This window comes from Mucilaginibacter sp. P1_A3 (assembly GCF_056406855.1).
The window spans coordinates 383,682-403,987 of record NZ_JBFTZJ010000004.1 but is presented as its reverse complement, the minus strand read 5'-3'; the positions used below and the strand labels follow the sequence as shown (position 1 = coordinate 403,987).

Below are 20,306 nucleotides of genomic sequence, written 5' to 3'. Positions count from 1 at the left end.
CCTCGCAATGACGGTAGGAAAAGGTTAATAAATGAAAAAACTAATAGGTCCTTTTACTCAAATACTTCCTTTAACAGGATTGCCACTTAAAGGTGCACTCAGGGATGAACAATTGCACATCATTCCCGGGGGAGGTGTATTGGTTGAGGACGGGCTGATAATTGCTGTTGATGATTTCAATAAACTGCGATTAAACTATCCATCGGCACAAATTGAAGAAATTGCAGGTGACCATGTTTTACTTCCTGGTTTTGTTGACTGCCACACGCATTTATGTTTTGCTGGCAGCAGGGCTAAAGATTATGCTATGCGAATGGAAGGTAAAACCTACCTGGAGATAGCGCAATCGGGTGGTGGCATCTGGGATTCAGTAACACAAACCCGCGCGGCTGATGTGGCCACGCTAACTGGTCTGTTAATAAAACGGGTACAACGCCATGTGGCCGAGGGGGTTACCACTATTGAGATTAAAAGTGGGTATGGTTTAAACATCGATGCGGAATTAAAACAGTTGCGGGCTATAAAGGCCGCGGCAGATATGACGCAGGCCAGCCTGGTATCAACCTGTTTGGCGGCACATATGTTACCTAAAGATTTTGATGGCGATCAACAAGCGTATCTTAACCATGTACTGCATGATCTGCTCCCTGTTATCAAACAAAAGGGACTTGCCAACAGGGTTGATATTTTTATTGAACAAAGCGCTTTTAACACAAGCGATGCACTCAACTACCTGGCTAAGGCCAAGCAAATGGGTTTCGAGGTAACTATACATGCTGATCAGTTTACAACCGGTGGCAGCGATGTGGCCGTTAAAGCACGTGCATCATCTGCAGATCATTTAGAAGCAAGCGGTGATTATGAGATAAAATTATTGGCCGGTTCTGATACCGTAGCTGTAACTTTACCCGGTGCCTCGATGGGGTTGGGTATGCCATATGCTCCTGCCCGTAAATTGCTTGATGCAGGTGCCTGCCTGGCAATTGCCAGTGATTGGAACCCAGGATCGGCACCAATGGGCGATTTGCTATTGCAAGCTGCTGTAATGGCCGTTTCAGAAAAGCTATGCGCCGCCGAGGTTTTTGCAGGATTAACGGGCAGAGCCGCGCAGGTCTTAAAACTAAACGACCGGGGCATGTTATCAAAAGGTAAGCTTGCCGATATGCAGGCGTACCCATGTGATGATTACCGGGAGATATTATACCACCAGGGGAAATTGAAACCTGAAAAGGTATGGATTGCCGGATCATAAAGAAATAAAAAGCGGGGATGGTGCGATTCCCTTCACACGAGGGAAACTTGAAATGTTAATACCAATGAACTAATAAACGTTGAACTAATGAACCAACTAATAGAATGCGTACCCAATTTTAGCGAAGGAGTAAACTTTGATATCATTAAACAGATCACCGATGAGGTGGAATCGGTGGAGGGAGTAAGGCTATTGAATGTTGACCCCGGTAAGGCGACAAACCGCACTGTGGTAACTTTTGTTGGTGAGCCATCAAGCGTGATTGAGGCTGCATTCCTCGCCATAAAGAAAGCCGGTGAACTAATTGATATGAGTAAGCAAAAGGGCGAGCATCCAAGAATGGGGGCAACGGATGTGTGTCCGCTGATACCCATTAGCAATATCAGTATGGAAGAGACTGCCGGGTACGCCCGTCAGCTGGCTAAGCGGGTGGGTGAAGAATTGCAGATCCCCGTTTATTTATATGAGAACGCGCAGCCAGATAAAACCCGTAGCAACCTGTCTGTAATAAGGGCCGGGGAATACGAAGGCTTTTTTAAGAAGATAAAACTACCGGGATGGGCGCCTGATTTTGGTCCGGCGGAGAATGATGTAAGGCGTGGTGCTACGGTAATAGGAACCCGTGATTTCCTGGTAGCTTACAATGTAAACCTCAATACCACCTCAACCCGCAGGGCAAATGCCATTGCCTTTGATGTACGGGAGGCCGGGCGTGTATTGCGGGAGGGTGACGCCACTACAGGTAAAATTATACCGGATGAAAATGGTAAACCCAAATCCATCCCCGGTTCACTGAAGGCAGTAAAGGCCATTGGCTGGTATATTGAGGAATACGGCGTGGCCCAGATTTCCATGAATCTTACCAATATTGAAATTACCCCGGTACATAAAGCCTTTGATGAGGTTTGTATAAAAGCCAATGAACGCGGTATTCGTGTTACAGGCAGCGAACTGGTGGGGTTGATACCACTAAAAGCCATGCTGGAAGCCGGTAAGTATTTCCTTCGCAAGCAACAGCGTTCTGTTGGGGTAAGTGAAAAGGAGCTGATCAAGATCGCGGTGAAATCGATGGGATTGGATGAGCTTTCGCCTTTTAAACCCGAAGAGCGAATTATAGAATACCTGTTGAAAGATAAGGCCGATAGTAAACTGATTAGCATGAGCCTTACCGATTTTGCCGACGAAACGGCCAGCGAAAGCCCTGCTCCAGGTGGTGGCTCTATTTCTGCATATATAGGTTCTTTGGGTGCTTCATTGGCTGGCATGGTTGCCAACCTCAGTTCGCATAAAAAGGGGTGGGATAGCCGTTGGCAGGAATTTAGCGATTGGGCGGAGAAAGCGCAGCTGTACAAAAATGAACTATTGCGTTTAGTTGATCTGGATACAACTGCATTTAATAAGATCATGGAATCTTTTGGTTTGCCAAAATCAACAGATGACGAAAAATCTGCCAGAAATCAAGCTATACAGGATGCCACCAAATATGCTATTGAAATTCCCTTTAAGGTAATGCAGACCGCGCTGGATAGTATGGAAGTAATTATGGCGATGGTGAAGATTGGCAACCCCAATTCTGTAACCGATGCCGGCGTTGCAGCACTTTGTGCCCGCACGGCGGTTTTAGGCGCTTTTATGAATGTGAAAATCAACGCTTCGGGTTATAAGGATAAGGATTTTGTGGTAGATGTTATTTACCGGGGTAATGAGATTGAGCGGAAAGCTATTGCTTTAGAAACAGAGATTATCGAGCTGGTGAATGAGAAGATAGGGTTGTAAAATCTGCACTGTATTGATAGCTGGGGTGTTGCACCGGAACGGGTGGAACATGTGGATCGGGTCGAACACTATTTGTGTTGATAGTGAATGCTTTAAGCTTTGTTAAAAATATAGGGTGGAACATTGTTTGTGCTGATAATCAAATGCTTGGAATTTTGCTTGTAAGAAGCTCTACACATCCCTGAGGCATAAAATCCGGAGAACACTAAAGGTGAAATGACGTTTGGAAAATTTGTCATCCTGAACGGAGTGAAGGATCTATTCGCAGACTTTACAGGGCGAAGAAGCATGGCGAATAACAGATCCTTCACTACGTTCAGGATGACAAAAAGTTTTTTTGAAGACACGTCATTGCTTCGTGCCAATGACGGTCGTGGTTATTCATTCATTTTTAGACAGCTTCTAAGTGAATGTTCTGACGATGGCGTCCACTTTAAAACATCAATGCTTTTTTCCAAGTTACAGACTCAATCGCGGTTTTCCAAACCTTTAAACTTTTTCCTGAATTACATGTTTCTTTGCAGATTGTTCAAGTCTGCGGGTATAAATTATTAGCATATAACGTTAAAATAAAAAAGGCGATGAGTTTTTACGCCCACCGCCTTCAAAGTCCATAGACTAATATTAGAATCGGTATCTTACAAACGCTTCCATCGCTTCATATTCAGCTAAACCTAAACGGTCATAACGCTGGGCGGTATCGCGTGTTCTGTCTTCAGCCCTCACCCAAAACTCGCGTGCATCATCACCCGGGAACACCGGGCGGTCCTTTTGCGACTGGTGTTTGAAGATGGCGTTCCGCTTGCGGATCACCTCCTCGGGTGATAAAGGCACCGACATTTCAATCTCGTGGGTCTCAAACTCGTGCCATGCCCCGCGATACATCCACAGCCAGCAATCCTTTACCCAGTCCTCGGTTGCTTTCAGGCGGTTAAGGGCGGCCAGGATAATGTTGAAACACACCAGGTGCGTACCATTCGGATCGGCAAAATCACCGGCAGCAAAGATCTGCTGCGGTTTTATCTTTTGAAGCAGGTCGATGGTTAACTGAATATCTTCCTCGCCAACCGTGTTTTTCTTGGTTTTGCCCGTTTCATAAAAAGGCAGGGCCATAAAATGAATATGGTCATCACTTAAACCCGCATAACGGGCACCCGAGATGGCCTCTGTTTTGCGGATAAAGCCTTTCACATCCCGGATCTCGCGGGTATCGATCTGGTTAGGCTGTTTCTGCGGGAAAAAGGCGCGCATCTCTTCGTATAAGGAAGTCAGATGACCGTTATCCTCGCCAATGCTATGGGTAAAGTCGATAGCGAATTCCATGTAACGCAGTACATCATCATCCCAAACGGCGGTATTGCCCGATGTCTGGTAAGCCACATGCACATCATGCCCCTGGTCCACCAGGCGGATAAAGGTACCCCCCATGGAGATCACATCATCATCGGGATGCGGGGAAAAGATGACCGAGCGTTTCTTGGCCGGCAAGGCCCTTTCCGGGCGCTGGGAATCATCCGCATCCGGTTTGCCACCCGGCCAGCCGGTAATGGTATGCTGGATCTGGTTAAAAATATCAATGTTGATGTTGTAAACGGGTCCCTGCTCCACGGCAAGCTGTGCCATGCCATGGTTATTGTAATCCTCTTCGGTGAGTTTCAATACCGGTTTGCCGATGGTATCGGCCAGCCAGATCACCGCTTTTTTCCTCAGAACTTTATCATCCCAGGAACAATCTTTCACCAGCCATGGGGTATCAAAACGGGTAAGTTCCGAAGCAGCGGCCTCGTCCAATACAAACTCCACATGATCAGAGAGCTGCAGGTAGGTAGCCGGTACTTCGCCCGAGATTTCGCCTTCCACGGCTTTTTTGATGATGGGCGCTTTCTTGGCGCTCCAGGCCATCAGGATGATCTCGCGGGCTTTAAAAATGGTACCAATGCCCATGGTGATGGCTTTGGTAGGCACATTGGCCTTGCCGCCAAAATCACGGGAAGCATCATTCCGGGTCAGGTCATCCAGGGTAACCAAACGGGTGCCCGAGTTGGGGGCAGAGCCCGGCTCGTTAAAACCGATGTGGCCGGTACGGCCAATCCCCAGGATCTGGAGGTCCAGGCCACCCAGTTCCTCAATCTGGTGCTCATAAGCCAGGCAGAAAGCGGCCACGGCATCTTTATTCAGCGTACCATCGGGAATATGCACATTGGCGGGCTCAATATCCACATGGCTAAATAAATTCTCGTACATGAAAGTAACATAGCTTTGGGCGGCATTGGGCTTCATGGGATAGTACTCATCCAGGTTAAAGGTGATGACATCCTTGAATGATAAACCTTCCTGCTGGTGCAAGCGCACCAGTTCGGCATACACGCGCACGGGGGTTACCCCGGTAGCCAAACCCAGCACCGCTTTTTCGCCTTTGCTTTGCTTGTCGCGGATCAGCTTTGCTATCCTTGATGCTACCGCAATTGATGCTTCCTGCTGGTTGCCATAAACGGTTACCGGCAGCTTCTCGTACCGGGTTTCTTCCAATAAATTTAATCGAGCCATAATTTTTTAAAGAACCTTTGTTATATATATGTTGAATTAAAAAGATCACAATACAAAAAACCCCCGCCGAAGCGAGGATTCTATCAAACCAATTAACAAAACCGTTTTAACCTCACCGACATAAGGCTAAAATTAATTCCATTTAATAACAAGTTGTGCATTACTGGTACAAACATAATAAAACTAATTTTCAAATAAAAGAACTTTTTAAATTATTTTAATAAGTTATTTTAATGTTTCCAAAAGGTTAACTGCAAATAAAAAAAGAGCTCCTGATGGGCAGGAACTCTAATTTAACCAATTATAAAACATAAATATGAGAAGAGAAGATGCAGGGGATGGAATCGAACCATCCCGCTTTGCTGCCAAATCAGCGCCCTGCGTTATAGTTGTTAAATGAACCCCATTTGCAAACTATCTGCCACAAATATATAATTAATTCTATTATGTCTATGTATTTAGTAGAATAAATATAAATTTATTTTTATTGTATCAATCGCCGGTTACTCAGAAATCATCATCTGCACTTATGGTACGTTCGTCGATACAAAACTACTCTCTGTCGATACACGTTTTATTAGCTACAATTTAAGCTGAAAACTTGCCGTTAAGCTGGTAATTAATTAAAAGTTTAACATTCAACCTGCTTAACGCTTGCCCAACTAAAAATTAATTTTTATGATCATACTACTTTGTGGACTATCCGGCGCCGGAAAAACAACCCTTGCTATAAAGGTTAAAGAATGGCTTGGCCGGGCCCAAATTTTAACAGAGGTAATTGATGCCGACGAATACAGACAGGAACTTTTTCCTGATCTGAAATATTCAAAAGACGATCGCTTTGAAAACATCAGGCGGCTGGGTTTTATAGCAAGTAAATTCAGCGTGCTAGGTATTGTTCCCATCATTAGCGCCATAACGCCTTATGAAGCCATGCGCCAGGGTTTGGTTAATGCATATGACGATGTTAAAGTAGTGCATGTAGATTGCCCGATGAGCGTTTTAAAGCTTCGCGATACCAAAGGGCTATACCATAGGGCGCAACTACCCCAGAACGATCCTCAGCGGGTTTGTAATTTAACAGGGGTAAATGATCCCTTCGAGGTGCCGCAGGCCCCCGACCTATATATCAATACCCATACTTATGATATTGCCAGATGTACAGACAGGCTCTTCGCCTTCATAGAATATCAACACTTTTTATCGCGCCAAAAATCCATATTTTTTGTTAAACAGCCCCCGGTTAAATCACAATTAAACTAACACTCATGCAACATCAAACATTAATAATAGCCGGTATGCACCGCTCCGGTACCTCGTTAATAACTAACTGGCTTAACCGTTGCGGCCTGGAAATAGGCGAACGCCTTTTGGGGAGCGGTACTGGCAATGTAGATGGGCATTTTGAGGATATAGAGTTTTTAAGGCTTCATAAAGATATATTAGATAACAACAGCCTCGATGTATCTGGCCTGGTTGATGCTAAAAAGATCGAACTTTCGGCATATCAGTTGGGCAAACTGGAAACTATTATTAAAATAAAACAACAACTGTATGAGCAATGGGGCTGGAAAGACCCGCGTACCTGCCTGTTCCTGGATACTTATAACAAACTACTGCCCGAGGCCAAATACCTGGTTATTATGCGCGATTATAACGCGGTGATCAATTCGTTGCTTAAACGGGATTTTGCTGTTATTGATAAAAAATACCTGGCCCGCAATTATTTTTCAAGGCAAGTGTGGGTATACCTGAGGCGTAAACGTAGGGTAGCAAAATTTTATGCAGAACATGCCGAAACCTATTTAAGGGTGTGGATAAATTATAATGAAGAAATATTAAGAACGCTTAAAAAACTGTCTGTTGATGATTACCTTGTGGTTAACTACGAGTTGTTACTGGAAAAGGATGAGCAGATCATTAATTTTTTGAAAGAAAAATGGCAGTTTAACTTAAGCTATTTTGATTTTAACCAGGTATATAAAGGCGATTTAATGAGCCGCGCAAATGATGTCGATCCCTTTATCAATACCAAAACTTTACTGATAAAGGCGCAATACCTGCAGCTGCGTTTAAATCATTTTGTAAAGCTGGGATAGGGGGGATTTCGATGTGCAGATTACAGATGTGCAGATTTTAAATTATTTTCTGAACCGGAATGAAGCGGATTTTTGAGATTTTGATTTTTCAACTTACCGCGGTCATCCAGGTAATCCCTTAATCAGACAAATCCAGGTTCAGACAATCATCTGCACAACTGTAATCTGAAATCTGCACATTAATTTTTATCTTTACCCATCCAAAAGTTTTTTAGCATATAATGAGTGAAGATCTGAATCAAAACGAGATACCAGCCGATAATAACGAAACATTACATAACGTTACCTCACTCGACGGTTTATACGAAAACTGGTTTCTTGATTATGCCTCCTACGTAATTCTTGATCGTGCGGTACCGCACATCAACGATGGTTTAAAGCCCGTACAACGCCGTATCCTGCATTCCCTAAAAGAAATGGACGATGGGCGTTTTAATAAGGCAGCCAACGTAATTGGTAATACCATGAAATACCACCCGCATGGTGATGCATCCATTGGGGATGCCATGGTACAGATAGGCCAGAAGAACCTGCTGATTGATTGCCAGGGAAACTGGGGCGACCCTGTAACTGGCGACTCGGCAGCGGCACCCCGTTATATCGAGGCCCGTTTATCCAAATTTGCTTTGGATGTTGTTTTTAATGCCGATACCACCGTTTGGCAGGCCAGCTATGATGGCCGTAACAAAGAGCCTATAACGCTGCCTGTAAAATTCCCTTTACTACTGGCCCAAGGGGCCGAGGGTATTGCCGTAGGTTTGGCTACTAAAATATTGCCGCATAATTTTATTGAGCTGATTGATGCATCAATAGCTGTATTAAAAGGCGAGCGACCTAATTTATTACCCGATTTCCCTACCGGGGGTATGGCCGATGCTTCGGCTTATAATGAGGGACAACGCGGCGGTAAGGTAAGGGTAAGGGCTAAAATTATGGAGCGTGATAAAAAAACGCTGGCCATTACCGAAATACCTTTTACTACCACAACCGGAGGCTTGATTGATAGTGTGATATCGGCCAATGATAAGGGTAAGATCAAGATTAAAAAAATTGAAGATAATACGGCGCAAAATGTGGAGATCATTATCCACCTGGCGCCGGGCATCTCTCCCGATGTAACTATCGATGCGCTTTATGCCTTTACCGATTGCGAGGTTTCCATATCACCCAATACCTGCGTAATTCAGTCTGATAAACCGCGCTTTATGAGCGTGAATGATATGCTTACCGAGAGCACATTTTTTACCAAAGAATTGCTTAAGCAGGAGCTGGATATCAGGCTTAAAGAATTGATGGAGAAGATATTTTTTAGTTCGTTATTAAAAATATTTATCCAGGAAGGGATGTATAAAAATCCCGAGTACGAAACCTCCGGTAATTTTGAAACGGTACTGGAAGTACTTAACCGTTTGTTTGAACCCTTCTTTCCGCTGTTTTACAGGGTGATTTTGCCCGAAGATTATAAGAAGCTGATTGATAAGCCGATGAGCAGCATCACCCGTTTTGATGTTAAAAAAGCGGATGAGCAGATGAAGACGCTTGAAAACGAAATTAAAGAAGTAAAACATCACCTTAAACACCTTACCGATTACACCATTGCCTGGTTTAATAAACTGAAGGAAAAGTATGGTAAGGACAGGCATCGTAAAACCGAATTGCGCACGTTTGATAAGGTAGAAGCTGCCCAGGTAGCATTGGCCAACATCAAATTGTACGTGAACAGGGTGGATGGCTTTGTTGGCTCGGGCCTTAAAAAGGATGAGCAGGTGGAGTATGTTGGCGATTGCTCTGATATTGATGAGATCATCGTTTTTCGATCAGACGGTAGGTGCCTGATCACTAAAGTACAGGATAAGGTTTTTGTAGGTAAGGATATTATCCACGTAGCCGTATTTAAAAAGAACGACGAGCGTACCGTTTATAACATGATTTACAAGGATGGCGAAAGCGGTATCGCCTATATCAAACGATTCTCGGTAGTGGGGGTAACCCGCGATAAGGAGTATGATCTTACCAAAGGCACCAAGGGAACCAGGGTGTTGTATTTTACAGCTAACTCCAATGGTGAGGCCGAAATAGTAAATGTGCAGCTTAAGCCGCATTCTAAATTGAAGAAGCTTCAGTTTGATGAGGATTTTGCCATGATAGCCATTAAAGGCCGTGGATCGATGGGTAATATCATCACCAAATACCCGGTTAAAAAGATAATGCTGAAAAGCAAGGGCGTATCTACCCTGGCCGGAAGAAAGATCTGGTATGATGACATCCTGAAAAGACTGAATGCCGATAGCCGTGGTAAATACCTGGGCGAATTTGATGGCGACGACCGCATCCTGAACGTACTGAGTAACGGTGTTTATGAACTCACCAATTTTGATTTAAATAATCATTTTGATGATAAAATGATCCTGATTGAAAAGTATGATCCTAAAAAGGTTTATTCGGTTATCCACCTGGATGGAAAATCGAAAAACTATATGGTAAAGCGTTTCATTTTCGAGAATATCGCTATCGGTAAACAGATCAGCATCATCAGTGATGAACCTGGCTCAAAACTGGTATATATTGCTAAAGCAAACCAGCTGGTTCAAATAGTGCAGCTGAGAGGCAAAGAACAAACCCCCGAAACAATTGAAGTAAATCTTGCCGATTTAATAGATGTAAAAGGCATGAAGGCTATGGGTAATCGCCTGTCGCAATTACCTATAAAATCTGTTGAGCTTATTGTTACCGAGGATGTTGTTGAGGAGCCTGAGGAAGAGGTAACGGAGGCAGAATCAGATGAAACTGTGAATACTGAGGAGGAAACAACTACTACAGTTGATGAAATTGAACCTGCCGATTCGCAGGAAGCTGAATCAGTGAAACCTAAAGCTGAACCGGTAGAACCGCCTGCTAAGCCGGCGCAATCCCCACCAAAGAAAGTGGATTTCGAGATCACCAATCCCGACGATATTGATATTGACGATAAAGGTCAGATAGGGTTATTTTAATATTCGAAGCCACCAGGAACGCTAAACCCTGGTGGCTTTTTGCTTATACATCAATCAATAAAAATGAAACGAATTATTATTGCCTGCCTTATGCTGATGGCAGCTTTTACATCATTAAACGCCCAAACAGCTAAACATACCTTTGCCCTGGGCGATTCTGCCTTTATGCTGGATGGAAACCCCCTGCAGTTAATTTCGGGCGAGATGCATTGCTACCGTGTGCCCCGCGAGTACTGGCGCTCGCGCATGAAGATGGCTAAAGCGATGGGCTTAAATACCATTGGCACCTACGTTTTTTGGAACGCGCATGAGCCTGTACAGGGTACCTATGATTTTACGGGTAATAATGATATAGCCGAGTTTGTTAAAATAGCTAAAGAAGAAGGTCTTTGGGTAGTGATGCGCCCAAGCCCGTACGCCTGCGCCGAGTGGGAGTTTGGCGGCTACCCCTGGTGGTTGCTCAAGGATAAGGATTTGAAGGTGCGTGGTAAGGATCCTAAATTTTTGCAGGCCTACAAAAACTATGTGATGCAGGTAGGTAAGCAGCTTAGTCCGTACCTGGTAACCAATGGCGGTAATATTTTAATGGTGCAGATTGAGAACGAATATGGCTCATACAGCAACGATAAAGAATACCTGGATATTAACCGCAAAATATTCCGCGAGGCGGGGTTTGATGGTGTATTGTTTACCTGCGATGGTCCATCGCAATTGCCTGCCGGTTATTTGCCGGGTTACTTACCTGCGGTAAATGGGCTGGATAACCCTAAAGAGGTAAAAGCGCTCATTAATAAATATCATGATGGCAAAGGCCCATATTACATTGCCGAGTGGTACCCGGGTTGGTTTGATAGTTGGGGCACGCCGCATGCTACCACAAAGGCAGATGAGGATGCTAAAAAGCTGGATGAAGTTTTAGCGGCAGGGATCTCTATCAACATGTACATGTTTCATGGTGGTACTACAAGGGCTTTTATGAATGGGGCAAACATGAGCAAAAAGGATCCATACTCGCCGCAAACATCAAGTTATGATTATGACGCGCCACTTGATGAATCAGGTAATCCTACGGCTAAGTTCTACAAGTTTAGGGAGGTGATACAAAAGCATTTACCCGCAGGTGTAACATTGCCACCTGTGCCTGCGAGTAGTAAAACTATCGCTATCCCAAACATAGCCCTATGGGATAGAACGCCGTTATTCGCCAATTTAGGTAAACCTGTGATAAACGAAAAGCCACTTTGTTTTGAGGATTTAAACCAAGGTTATGGTTTTGTTTTATACCGAACGACGCTTAAAAGTGCTGCCGAAGGTTTGCTAAAGGTTAAAGAAATGCGTGATTATGCAACTGTTTATTTAAACAACAAACGTATTGGGGTTTTAGACAGGCATCTTCGTTTAGATTCATTACAACTAAATGCTGCTAAGAAAGGTGATGTGCTTGATATACTGGTTGAAAACAATGGCCGCATCAATTACGGCCCTTACTTAACTGATAATCGCCAGGGAATAACAGAAACGGTAACGCTGAACGGTGAGGAATTGTTAGGTTGGAAAATGTATAAGTTTCCGTTTGAGTCAACTGCCGGGTTTAAATACGCTAACAATAAAGATATTTATGAACTGGAACCTGCTTTATATAAGGGCAGGTTCATGCTAACCAAAACCGGCGATACCTATTTAGACCTAAGCAAATTTGGTAAAGGCTTCGTGTTTTTAAATGGGCGTAATATTGGCAAATATTGGAACGTTGGTCCGCAGCAAACCTTGTACATACCAGCCGGCTGGTTAAAAAAAGGATTGAATGAGATAGTGGTTTTTGATGAATTGAAAAACGGCCATACCCAAATTGTTGCGCTTGATCATCCTATCTTAAACCAGGTTGTAAAAGATTGATTTTTGAAATAATAAAATACCATCAAAAGCGGTATTTTATTATTTTTGGATTACATATATAATCCTATATCTTTTTACAATATGAATATGCTTTTCGGCGGCGGCGGTTTGTATTATATCCCACTTATTTTGGAAGCTATTTGCGCTATCCATTGCCTGCGCAGGGGTACACAGCAAAAGTGGCTGTGGATCATCATATTTTTACCTGTTATTGGCAGCCTTATTTATATTTATTCCGAAATATTAACCAATCGCTCTGCTTTGCGGGTACCAAAGCTTAATGTAGGCGCTGTACTCAATCCGGGGGCTAAACTCAAAAAGCTGGAAGAGGACCTTCGCTTTACAGATACCTTTGCCAATAAAGTAAAGCTGGCTGATGCCTACCTTGAGGCTGGTTTTACCGATAAAGCTGTGGACCTGTATGAAACCAGTCTTACAGGGGCATTTGCCGAGAACGAACACGTAATGGCCCAGCTTATTATGGCTTACTCCAACCAGGGCAGATACGAAGAGATTATTCCTATTGCCAAAAAACTGTATAAGTTGCCCCAGTTCGCCCGTTCAAAAGCGCATATAGGTTATGCTATAGCTTTGGAAAATACCGGGCAGGTTGAGTTAGCCGAGGCTGAGTTTAAAGCCATGAAGGGTCGCTATTCGTACTTTGGGCCACGTTATGAGTATGGTATGTTTTTGGTGAGGCAGGGCCGCGATGATGATGCTCACCAGGTTTTTAACGATATCCTGAACGAAGTGCCGCAGCTTAGCGCCATGGAACGTAAAGCAAGCAAAATTTGGTTTGCTAAAACCAAAGATGAGGTAAAGAAGCTATCGGTACAGAAAGCAGTTTAGGGAGATTTCTTTTATGCCCCATGTCATGCTGAGTGGTAAAATCTGGTGGCCTCTGAAGGGGAAGTGGCGTTAAAAAGGTTTGTCATCCTGAGGAACGAAGGATCTATTTGCAAACTGTACAGGGCGAAGAAGCATGGTGGAGAGTAGATCCTTCGTTCCTCAGGATGACAAGAGAAATACGTCAGGCTGAACTTGTTTCAGCACCCCACATGCTAGGTGTACTTCAAGCAGTCCACCTGTCCTGTGGGATCCTGAAACAAGTTCAGGACGACTTCAGTTTTATAACTTGTCATACGAGGCACTCGTTGTTATTGGGTGTCCGTCCGTCCGTAGGTGTCCGTTACCTGTCCGCCCGTTAAAGGCTTATAAAAAACGGCGCTTCAAACACATGGCCTGCATGTAACTTTTGGATCAATTCTTTTTTGCTGATGTCTTTTTGCTCACCTTGTGTATCGGCACAGCCCAGCCATGGTTCAATACACACAAAATCGGCGCCGGGTTTGGCCCAGATGCCCAGGTAAGCAAAATGAGGGAACTCAACCGATAGGGTTTGATCGTGTTTGTTGCTTTTAATGGTTACCATTCTTGACGATAGTTTTTTTAGTACCAGCGCGTCGGCATCAAAAAGGTGACGGGTTAAATGCAGTTTATTGCCCGGAGTAGGCACCGGATGACTTTCGCCGGTGAAAAAACCATCGCCCGATAAAAGCTCCGTTTCCAGGTGTTCGTCCGTTTCAAACTCTATGTAGTAATCCTCATAATTTTCGCCCTTGTTAAAGGGGATATTAAAGGCCGGATGCGCACCTACCGAAAAGTAGATGGTTTTCTTATCCAGGTTGATCACTTTGTAGGTAATTCTGAGGGAGTTATCAATAAGGGTGTATAATACCTGGTAGTCAAACTTGTAGGGGTAAACCTGCAATGTTTTATCGCAGTAAGGCAACGAAAAACTGGCCGAAACATCATCTGCATTCAGTAAAACAAATTCCGACTGCCGCGCAAAGCCGTGCCTGCTCATGGGATATTTTTGCCCATCAACCACAAGCTCGTTATTAATTAAACCACCCACAACCGGGAATAAATTTGGCGCATGCCATGGCCAGATGGATTCATCGGCCTGCCACATATGTTCAGTTCCGGTTGCCTTGTCAATTAATGAGCTTAGCTGTGCGCCTTTAGCATCAATTTGGGCTATCAGGTATTCATTTTCAATGGTAGTCATAGAAATTATGGTTATGCTGAACCGAATTTATGGAATTATGTGAATTTCACGAATTTTTATCTCAAAAGCACATATTCCCTAAATTAAAGAAGCATATAAATTCCTTAATTTGACAAATTCAGTTCAGACAATAGTAATTCCGGTTCAGACAAAATCAATCGTCATCCTGTTCTTTTTTCTGCTCTAAAATTACAAAAGCGCTGCGTTTTGGTGCAGGCATTACAGCAGTTTCGCCTTTAACAAATTTCCATATTACTTCGTTAAGGTCGATATCAGGTGCAGCGTCTTCTTTAGCGAAATTAAACAGTTCAGATCGTTTACTGCTTTCGTTTACCGCCATGTTGCGTTGCTCCAGGTCAACCTGGGCTTGTTTAGCTATGTAAGGTGTAAGATCGGGTTTGCTGGTAAAGCAATCATACAATGGCATAGCGGCGGCATCATACTGGCTCATCGGCGGGAGGCCTAATATCAGCTCGATGGTGCGCAATACGCCCGATGTGGAATACATACCATGGATAACCGCATTACGCTTTACATAAGGCCCTGCAACAAATACCGGCGAACGGTGTGCATCAATATGGTCGGGACCATTCTGGGCATCATCTTCTAAAATAAACACTACCGATTCTTTCCAGATTGGGCTTTTTGAAAGGTGCTCGATGAACTGGCCTATAGCCAAATCATTATCGCCGACGGCGGCTGTAGGTGATATGGCACCCTTCCTTTGTCCGCTGGTATGGTCATTGGAGATGCGTACACTGTTAAACCTTGGTACAGCATTTATAGTTAACAGGGAGTCGAAATCATGGGCCCAGATAGCAACCCGTTTCACGTCCTTCACGTTGAGGTCAAAGCCGGGAGCTTGTTTACAATAGTGCCCTTCCAGCGATTTTAAGTTCGCTTTGCCGGAGTTGCCGTCACTCACAAACTCACCATAAGTGCGATAGCTTATACCGGCACGTTTACAATAATCCCATATAAAGCCGTCACGCGGGTAGGCTGCCTTGCGGGTTCCTTCAAAATCATAATTACCACCGCGACTGCCATAGCTGGTTGGCCAGGTTTTCTCCACAAAATCGGTAGCGTAGGCTGCCATGCTCCAGTTATGGCCATCGGCACTTACTTCGGCATCTACATAAAAGTTATCCAGTAAAACAAACTCATTGGCTATAGCATGGTGGTTTGGCGTAGTTTTTTTACCGAAAATGCACAATGAAGTATCGCCGTTACCTTGTGGCATATCGCCTAAAACCTGGTCGTAAGTGCGGTTTTCTTTGATGATATAGAACACATATTTAATAGGCGATTTTTCGCCCATACGCCTCGGGATAGGGTTACCCTGCTCGCCGTGAGCTGTTTTAGCAATTTTATTACTGAAGGGCGTGTTGGCATAAACCTGTTTGGTATAGGCCTTAAGCTGCTCTGCTCCGGGTGTGTTGATTAATGATAACGCACCTTTAAACAGCCCGCCGATATATTGCTCACGGCTGTTTGTTGCTCCCTGCTTGTAACCGCTATTGTCGGTTTTAAGGATGGGTTGAGGGCCTTTAGGGTTCGGCATTGATGTAAAACCCTTGCCATTGGCAACCAGTATTTTTTTGCCCAGCACTTTTACATTGGTAGGGTACCAGCCTACCGGGATAAAGCCCATACTGCGGCTGCTGCCGGGTTTAGTAACGTCAAATACTGCCAGGCAATTATTATCGGCATTGGCAATGTACAGCGTTTTTTGATCGGTTGATAAAGCCAGTCCGTTGGTTGTGGAGCCGGTTAGGCGGGTAGGGTATAAGGCTGCTGCTATGGTTTCTATTATTTTATGACTGGCGGTATTTACTACCGAAACAGAATTATCATTCGCATTGGCCACATACAGGTAATTGCCCTTTTTGTTCAAAAGCAGTTCGTTAGGGTGGCTTTCGGTTTTTATGGTACTAAGGGTTTGGGTTGCAATGTTGTAAAAGCCTAGTTCATCGCCGCCCCATAAAGAAATGTAAAGCGTTTTTTCGTCGGGAGATAACAGGCAGCTATAGGCTTCGGCCGGGAGTTTTACCTGTTTTACAATTTTCTTTGCTGCCGGGTCTACAATGTATAAAGTGCTGTCCTCTTTTGTAACGGTATACAGGCGGGTATCACTTTTATTAATAGCCATCCCGGTTGGGCATACCTTATTGTTAGGCCATGACTGGGCCGCCAGCTTAATGGTATCCGGTGTGCCAAGCTTATTATTGTTTATATTGAAAACGTAGATCCAGTTATCATTACCACCTGATGCGTACAGTTTCTTTTCATCGTGACTAAAAGTGAGACCATACCATGATTTGCGTACTACCTTTTCGTCCAATAGCTTTTCGTTCTTTGGATCGATAAGTTGAACCGACTGCGTGCTTTGGCCGTTATTGGTAACCGCCAGCAGCTTGCCAGATGTGGATAGCTGGATGTTTAAAGGCAGATCGCCAAGGGGTAAAGAGGTGCCTGCGGGGCTAAGTTTCCAGCCGTTGGGTAATAATACCTGCCCGGTTTGGGCTATTTTACCCGGCGTTTGGGCGTAGGTAGTTAATGAGGTTGCTAATATTGCTAAGCAAATGAGTAGCTTTTGTTTCATGATAGTAATGATTGTAGTCAAAATTACATAATCATTTACTGTTGATGGAGTTGTTAACAAAAACTTAATATAAAAAAGACCCGCTGGTGGGGCGGGCCGTTATATTGTAATAGCTTTTTTACTTCAATAGGTTTCTCCAGCTCACCTGGTCGCCAATGATCTTATCCAGATCGGCAGATGCTACACGCTCCTGGGCCATGGTATCGCGATAACGGATGGTTACGGTATCGTCTTCCAAAGTCTGGTGATCAACCGTGATACAGAAAGGTGTACCAATAGCATCCTGGCGACGGTAACGTTTACCAATAGCATCTTTCTCTTCATACTGTATGTTGAAATCAATCTTCAGCCTATCCATAATTTCGCGGGCTTTCTCTGGCAAACCATCTTTTTTGGTTAGTGGGAAAATAGCAGCTTTAACCGGTGCAAGGCAAGGGTGCAGGCGCAGTACGGTACGGCTATCCTGTTTCTCTTCGGTGCTCAGGTCTTCCTCCTCAAACGCGCTGATCATGGTTAACAGGAACATCCTGTCTAAACCTATAGAGGTTTCAATTACGTAGGGGATATAGTTACCATAAGGTTTGCCCGTTTCAGGATCAACCTCTGGATCAAAATATTGCAGCTTTTTACCCGAGAATTTCTGGTGCTGGCTCAGGTCGAAATCTGTACGGCTATGTATTCCTTCTACTTCTTTAAAGCCAAACGGAAAGTTAAACTCAATATCAAAAGCAGCATCGGCATAGTGGGCCAGTTTTACGTGTTCGTGGTAGCGGTATTTGGCAGCATCGGTACCCAGGGCAAGGTGCCATTTTAAACGGGCTTCTTTCCATTGGTTAAACCATTCTTTTTGCGTGCCAGGGCGTACAAAGTATTGCATCTCCATTTGTTCAAACTCGCGCATGCGGATAATGAACTGGCGGGCAATAACCTCGTTACGGAAAGCCTTACCTATTTGCGCAATACCGAAAGGGATTTTCATCCTGCCCGATTTTTGCACGTTAAGGTAGTTTACAAAGATACCCTGAGCAGTCTCCGGGCGAAGGTAAACCACATCCGCATCATCAGCTACAGCGCCCATTTGGGTGCTAAACATCAGGTTAAACTGGCGTACATCTGTCCAGTTGCGGGTACCGCTTACGGGGCAGGCAATGTCATGCTCAATAATAAGTTCTTTTAAACGGGGCAGATCCTCATTTTTAAGGGCCTCATCCATATCGTGCTGTAAAGCTTCGGCTTTATCAGTCTTGCCATCTTTATCGTAGCGGTCAATCTTATCTTCCAAAAGCTGATCGGCACGGTAACGTTTTTTTGAATCCTTGTTATCGATCATCGGGTCGCTGAAACCATCAACGTGGCCGCTGGCTTTCCAAATTTTGGGGTGCATAAATATGGCACTATCAATACCAACAATGTTATCATGCATTTGCACCATGGCTTTCCACCAGTAGGTTTTAATGTTGTTCTTTAATTCGGCGCCATTCTGGCCGTAATCATAAACAGCGCTTAAACCATCATAGATCTCGCTGGAAGGGAAAACAAAGCCATATTCTTTGGCGTGCGATATAACATTTTTAAAAAGTTCGTCGGTTGATTTGCTCATAATAGCTGCAAAGATACAATTTAGGCGGAAAGGTAAAAGGTAAAAGGCGAAAGGTGTGTTTTGGGGGTTTAGCTCAATATGTCATTGCCTCCTGTAGAGACGCATAATTGCGTCTCCGGCATGCAAATCATCCTTGAAAATTATGAATGTCCTGCGGGAGACGCAATTATGCGTCTCTACAGAAAGAACTCAGCTGCGGTTATCGACCCAAAGTGTCCGTCCGTCCGGTTCCAGGTGACCATGTTTTGCGGACGCTTTGCGGACACCGCTATCTATATAAATTACAGCCCAAAATATCAGCTTATGATACACTGATTTTTTGAAGGCGCTTAAATATGCGTGGTAATATAATGCTGAACATTTTAAAGCAAAGCAGCAGTAGTATTATAAACACAAATGTTAAGGTTATACCTATCGGATTAAGGCCGATAACCCGTTGTCTAGGAATTGTAAAGCGTGATGTTAACACAAATATGATGAGTTGCAATATCGCTGATACCAGTACGTAACTAAATATTAAATTATAAACAATCAGTACCCATTTCGGGATCGTTTTTTTCATATTATTAAGCTTCAGCCTAAGATATTCAATATCGGGAAATATAAAAGTCATCCATGAAATATTTTGGGCAATGTCATATTTTTAAATTGATTTTATTCTTTATTTTAAAGAAATTTCTGTATATTTGAAAGGGTGTTGTATGTTTTATACAAAGCCAGGTGTCCACAAAGTGTCCGGTTACATGGGCTTCCCCGGACGGACGGACAGGCAGACAAACAGATGGAAAGGAACTCAACCCTGTCCGCAAGGTGTCCGAAACTGTCTCACTCCCCTTTGCGGACGGACACCCAAACAAACCAACATATTCTACAGGCAGGGTGCATCCGTACACAGTCAAGGTCACATATATATATACTAATATATATATAGGCTATTGGATAAGTATTTTTAAAAAACGCGGTTTTTAAAAATTACATCAGCAAAAAAAAATAAGGCAGACTATTCAATTATTTTATTTAGCATTTCTCTTGCTATACTTCGTAGTGTAACTATGTTTATAGATATGGCAATAATATAAAATGCAACAAAAAACAATGGGGCATAGTATTCACCCTCGTGTATTAAGGTGATTGATAGGGCAGTCAGTATCAACACTGTTGCCATTAAGTTTTTGTACCAGGTAAAGGTTATCAATGCCTCGTTGTTTAACATGCTGATTTCAAATTTGCCACCATCTAATCGTTTCGCTGCCTCAAAATTCCACATCAATTTCCAGGGGTTTTCATCAAATTCAACGCTGCTATCGGTTACGTGGTTAACCCTGTATTTACCATCATCCAACAGCGATACTATTTTGCCGGTTATAATTTGAGGATGGAGGTTAGTTGATTGGCTTATTTTAAACTTTAATTTCATTTGCGGTAAGGGTAGGGTGAAGTTAATAAAGATAGTCTCATTAACGGCATCGA

The 20,306-nt window shown here is 43.7% G+C and carries 12 protein-coding genes; 7 read left to right on the top strand and 5 right to left on the bottom strand.

Translation table 11 applies throughout. The features are described from left to right. Positions 1-31 precede the first annotated feature (31 nt). Entirely contained in the window at positions 32-1,252 is a 1,221-nt protein-coding gene (hutI, locus tag AC1D0K_RS10575; RefSeq protein WP_477395813.1) for an imidazolonepropionase, read from the top strand. Between the two features lie 87 nt (positions 1,253-1,339). After that, positions 1,340-3,028, top strand: coding sequence for a glutamate formimidoyltransferase (gene ftcD, locus AC1D0K_RS10570; RefSeq protein WP_477395811.1), 1,689 nt, complete (start codon positions 1,340-1,342; stop codon positions 3,026-3,028). Positions 3,029-3,652: 624 nt separating this feature from the next. On the opposite strand, the gene nagB is transcribed toward ftcD, so the two are convergent. Beyond that, positions 3,653-5,575, bottom strand: a complete 1,923-nt coding sequence (nagB, locus tag AC1D0K_RS10565; RefSeq protein WP_477440589.1) for a glucosamine-6-phosphate deaminase — start codon at positions 5,573-5,575, stop codon at positions 3,653-3,655. 678 nt (positions 5,576-6,253) lie between these two features. On the opposite strand from nagB, the gene AC1D0K_RS10560 reads away from it, so the two are divergent. The 5 genes from AC1D0K_RS10560 (at position 6,254) to AC1D0K_RS10540 (ending at position 13,412) form a co-directional block, all read left to right on the top strand. Next, positions 6,254-6,838 carry an adenylyl-sulfate kinase gene (locus AC1D0K_RS10560; protein WP_477394995.1) on the top strand — a complete coding sequence of 195 codons (585 nt, stop codon included), beginning with the start codon at positions 6,254-6,256 and terminating at the stop codon, positions 6,836-6,838. Between the two features lie 5 nt (positions 6,839-6,843). Then, positions 6,844-7,674: a sulfotransferase gene (locus tag AC1D0K_RS10555; RefSeq protein WP_295717899.1), complete on the top strand. Its 831-nt coding sequence runs from the start codon at positions 6,844-6,846 to the stop codon at positions 7,672-7,674. 221 nt (positions 7,675-7,895) lie between these two features. Further along, entirely contained in the window at positions 7,896-10,667 is a 2,772-nt protein-coding gene (locus AC1D0K_RS10550) for a DNA gyrase/topoisomerase IV subunit A (protein ID WP_477394997.1), read from the top strand. A 63-nt stretch (positions 10,668-10,730) separates the two neighbouring features. Continuing rightward, complete coding sequence (locus tag AC1D0K_RS10545) at positions 10,731-12,563, top strand: glycoside hydrolase family 35 protein (RefSeq protein WP_477394999.1); 1,833 nt, start codon at positions 10,731-10,733, stop codon at positions 12,561-12,563. Positions 12,564-12,644: 81 nt separating this feature from the next. Then, positions 12,645-13,412, top strand: a complete 768-nt coding sequence (locus AC1D0K_RS10540) for a PLDc N-terminal domain-containing protein (protein ID WP_477395001.1) — start codon at positions 12,645-12,647, stop codon at positions 13,410-13,412. Positions 13,413-13,767: 355 nt separating this feature from the next. Here the strand turns inward: AC1D0K_RS10540 and AC1D0K_RS10535 are convergent, their stop codons facing one another. The 4 genes from AC1D0K_RS10535 to AC1D0K_RS10520 all read right to left on the bottom strand — a co-directional run bounded on the left by AC1D0K_RS10535 (position 13,768) and on the right by AC1D0K_RS10520 (position 20,253). Beyond that, entirely contained in the window at positions 13,768-14,634 is an 867-nt protein-coding gene (locus AC1D0K_RS10535) for an aldose 1-epimerase family protein (RefSeq protein ID WP_477395003.1), read from the bottom strand. 154 nt (positions 14,635-14,788) lie between these two features. Beyond that, entirely contained in the window at positions 14,789-17,236 is a 2,448-nt protein-coding gene (locus AC1D0K_RS10530; RefSeq protein WP_477395005.1) for a bifunctional YncE family protein/alkaline phosphatase family protein, read from the bottom strand. 118 nt (positions 17,237-17,354) lie between these two features. After that, positions 17,355-18,836 (bottom strand): glycine--tRNA ligase, encoded by a 1,482-nt coding sequence (locus AC1D0K_RS10525; RefSeq protein WP_295717197.1) that lies wholly within the window; start codon positions 18,834-18,836, stop codon positions 17,355-17,357. 1,000 nt (positions 18,837-19,836) lie between these two features. Continuing rightward, positions 19,837-20,253: a hypothetical protein gene (locus tag AC1D0K_RS10520; protein WP_477395007.1), complete on the bottom strand. Its 417-nt coding sequence runs from the start codon at positions 20,251-20,253 to the stop codon at positions 19,837-19,839. Positions 20,254-20,306: the final 53 nt, after the last annotated feature.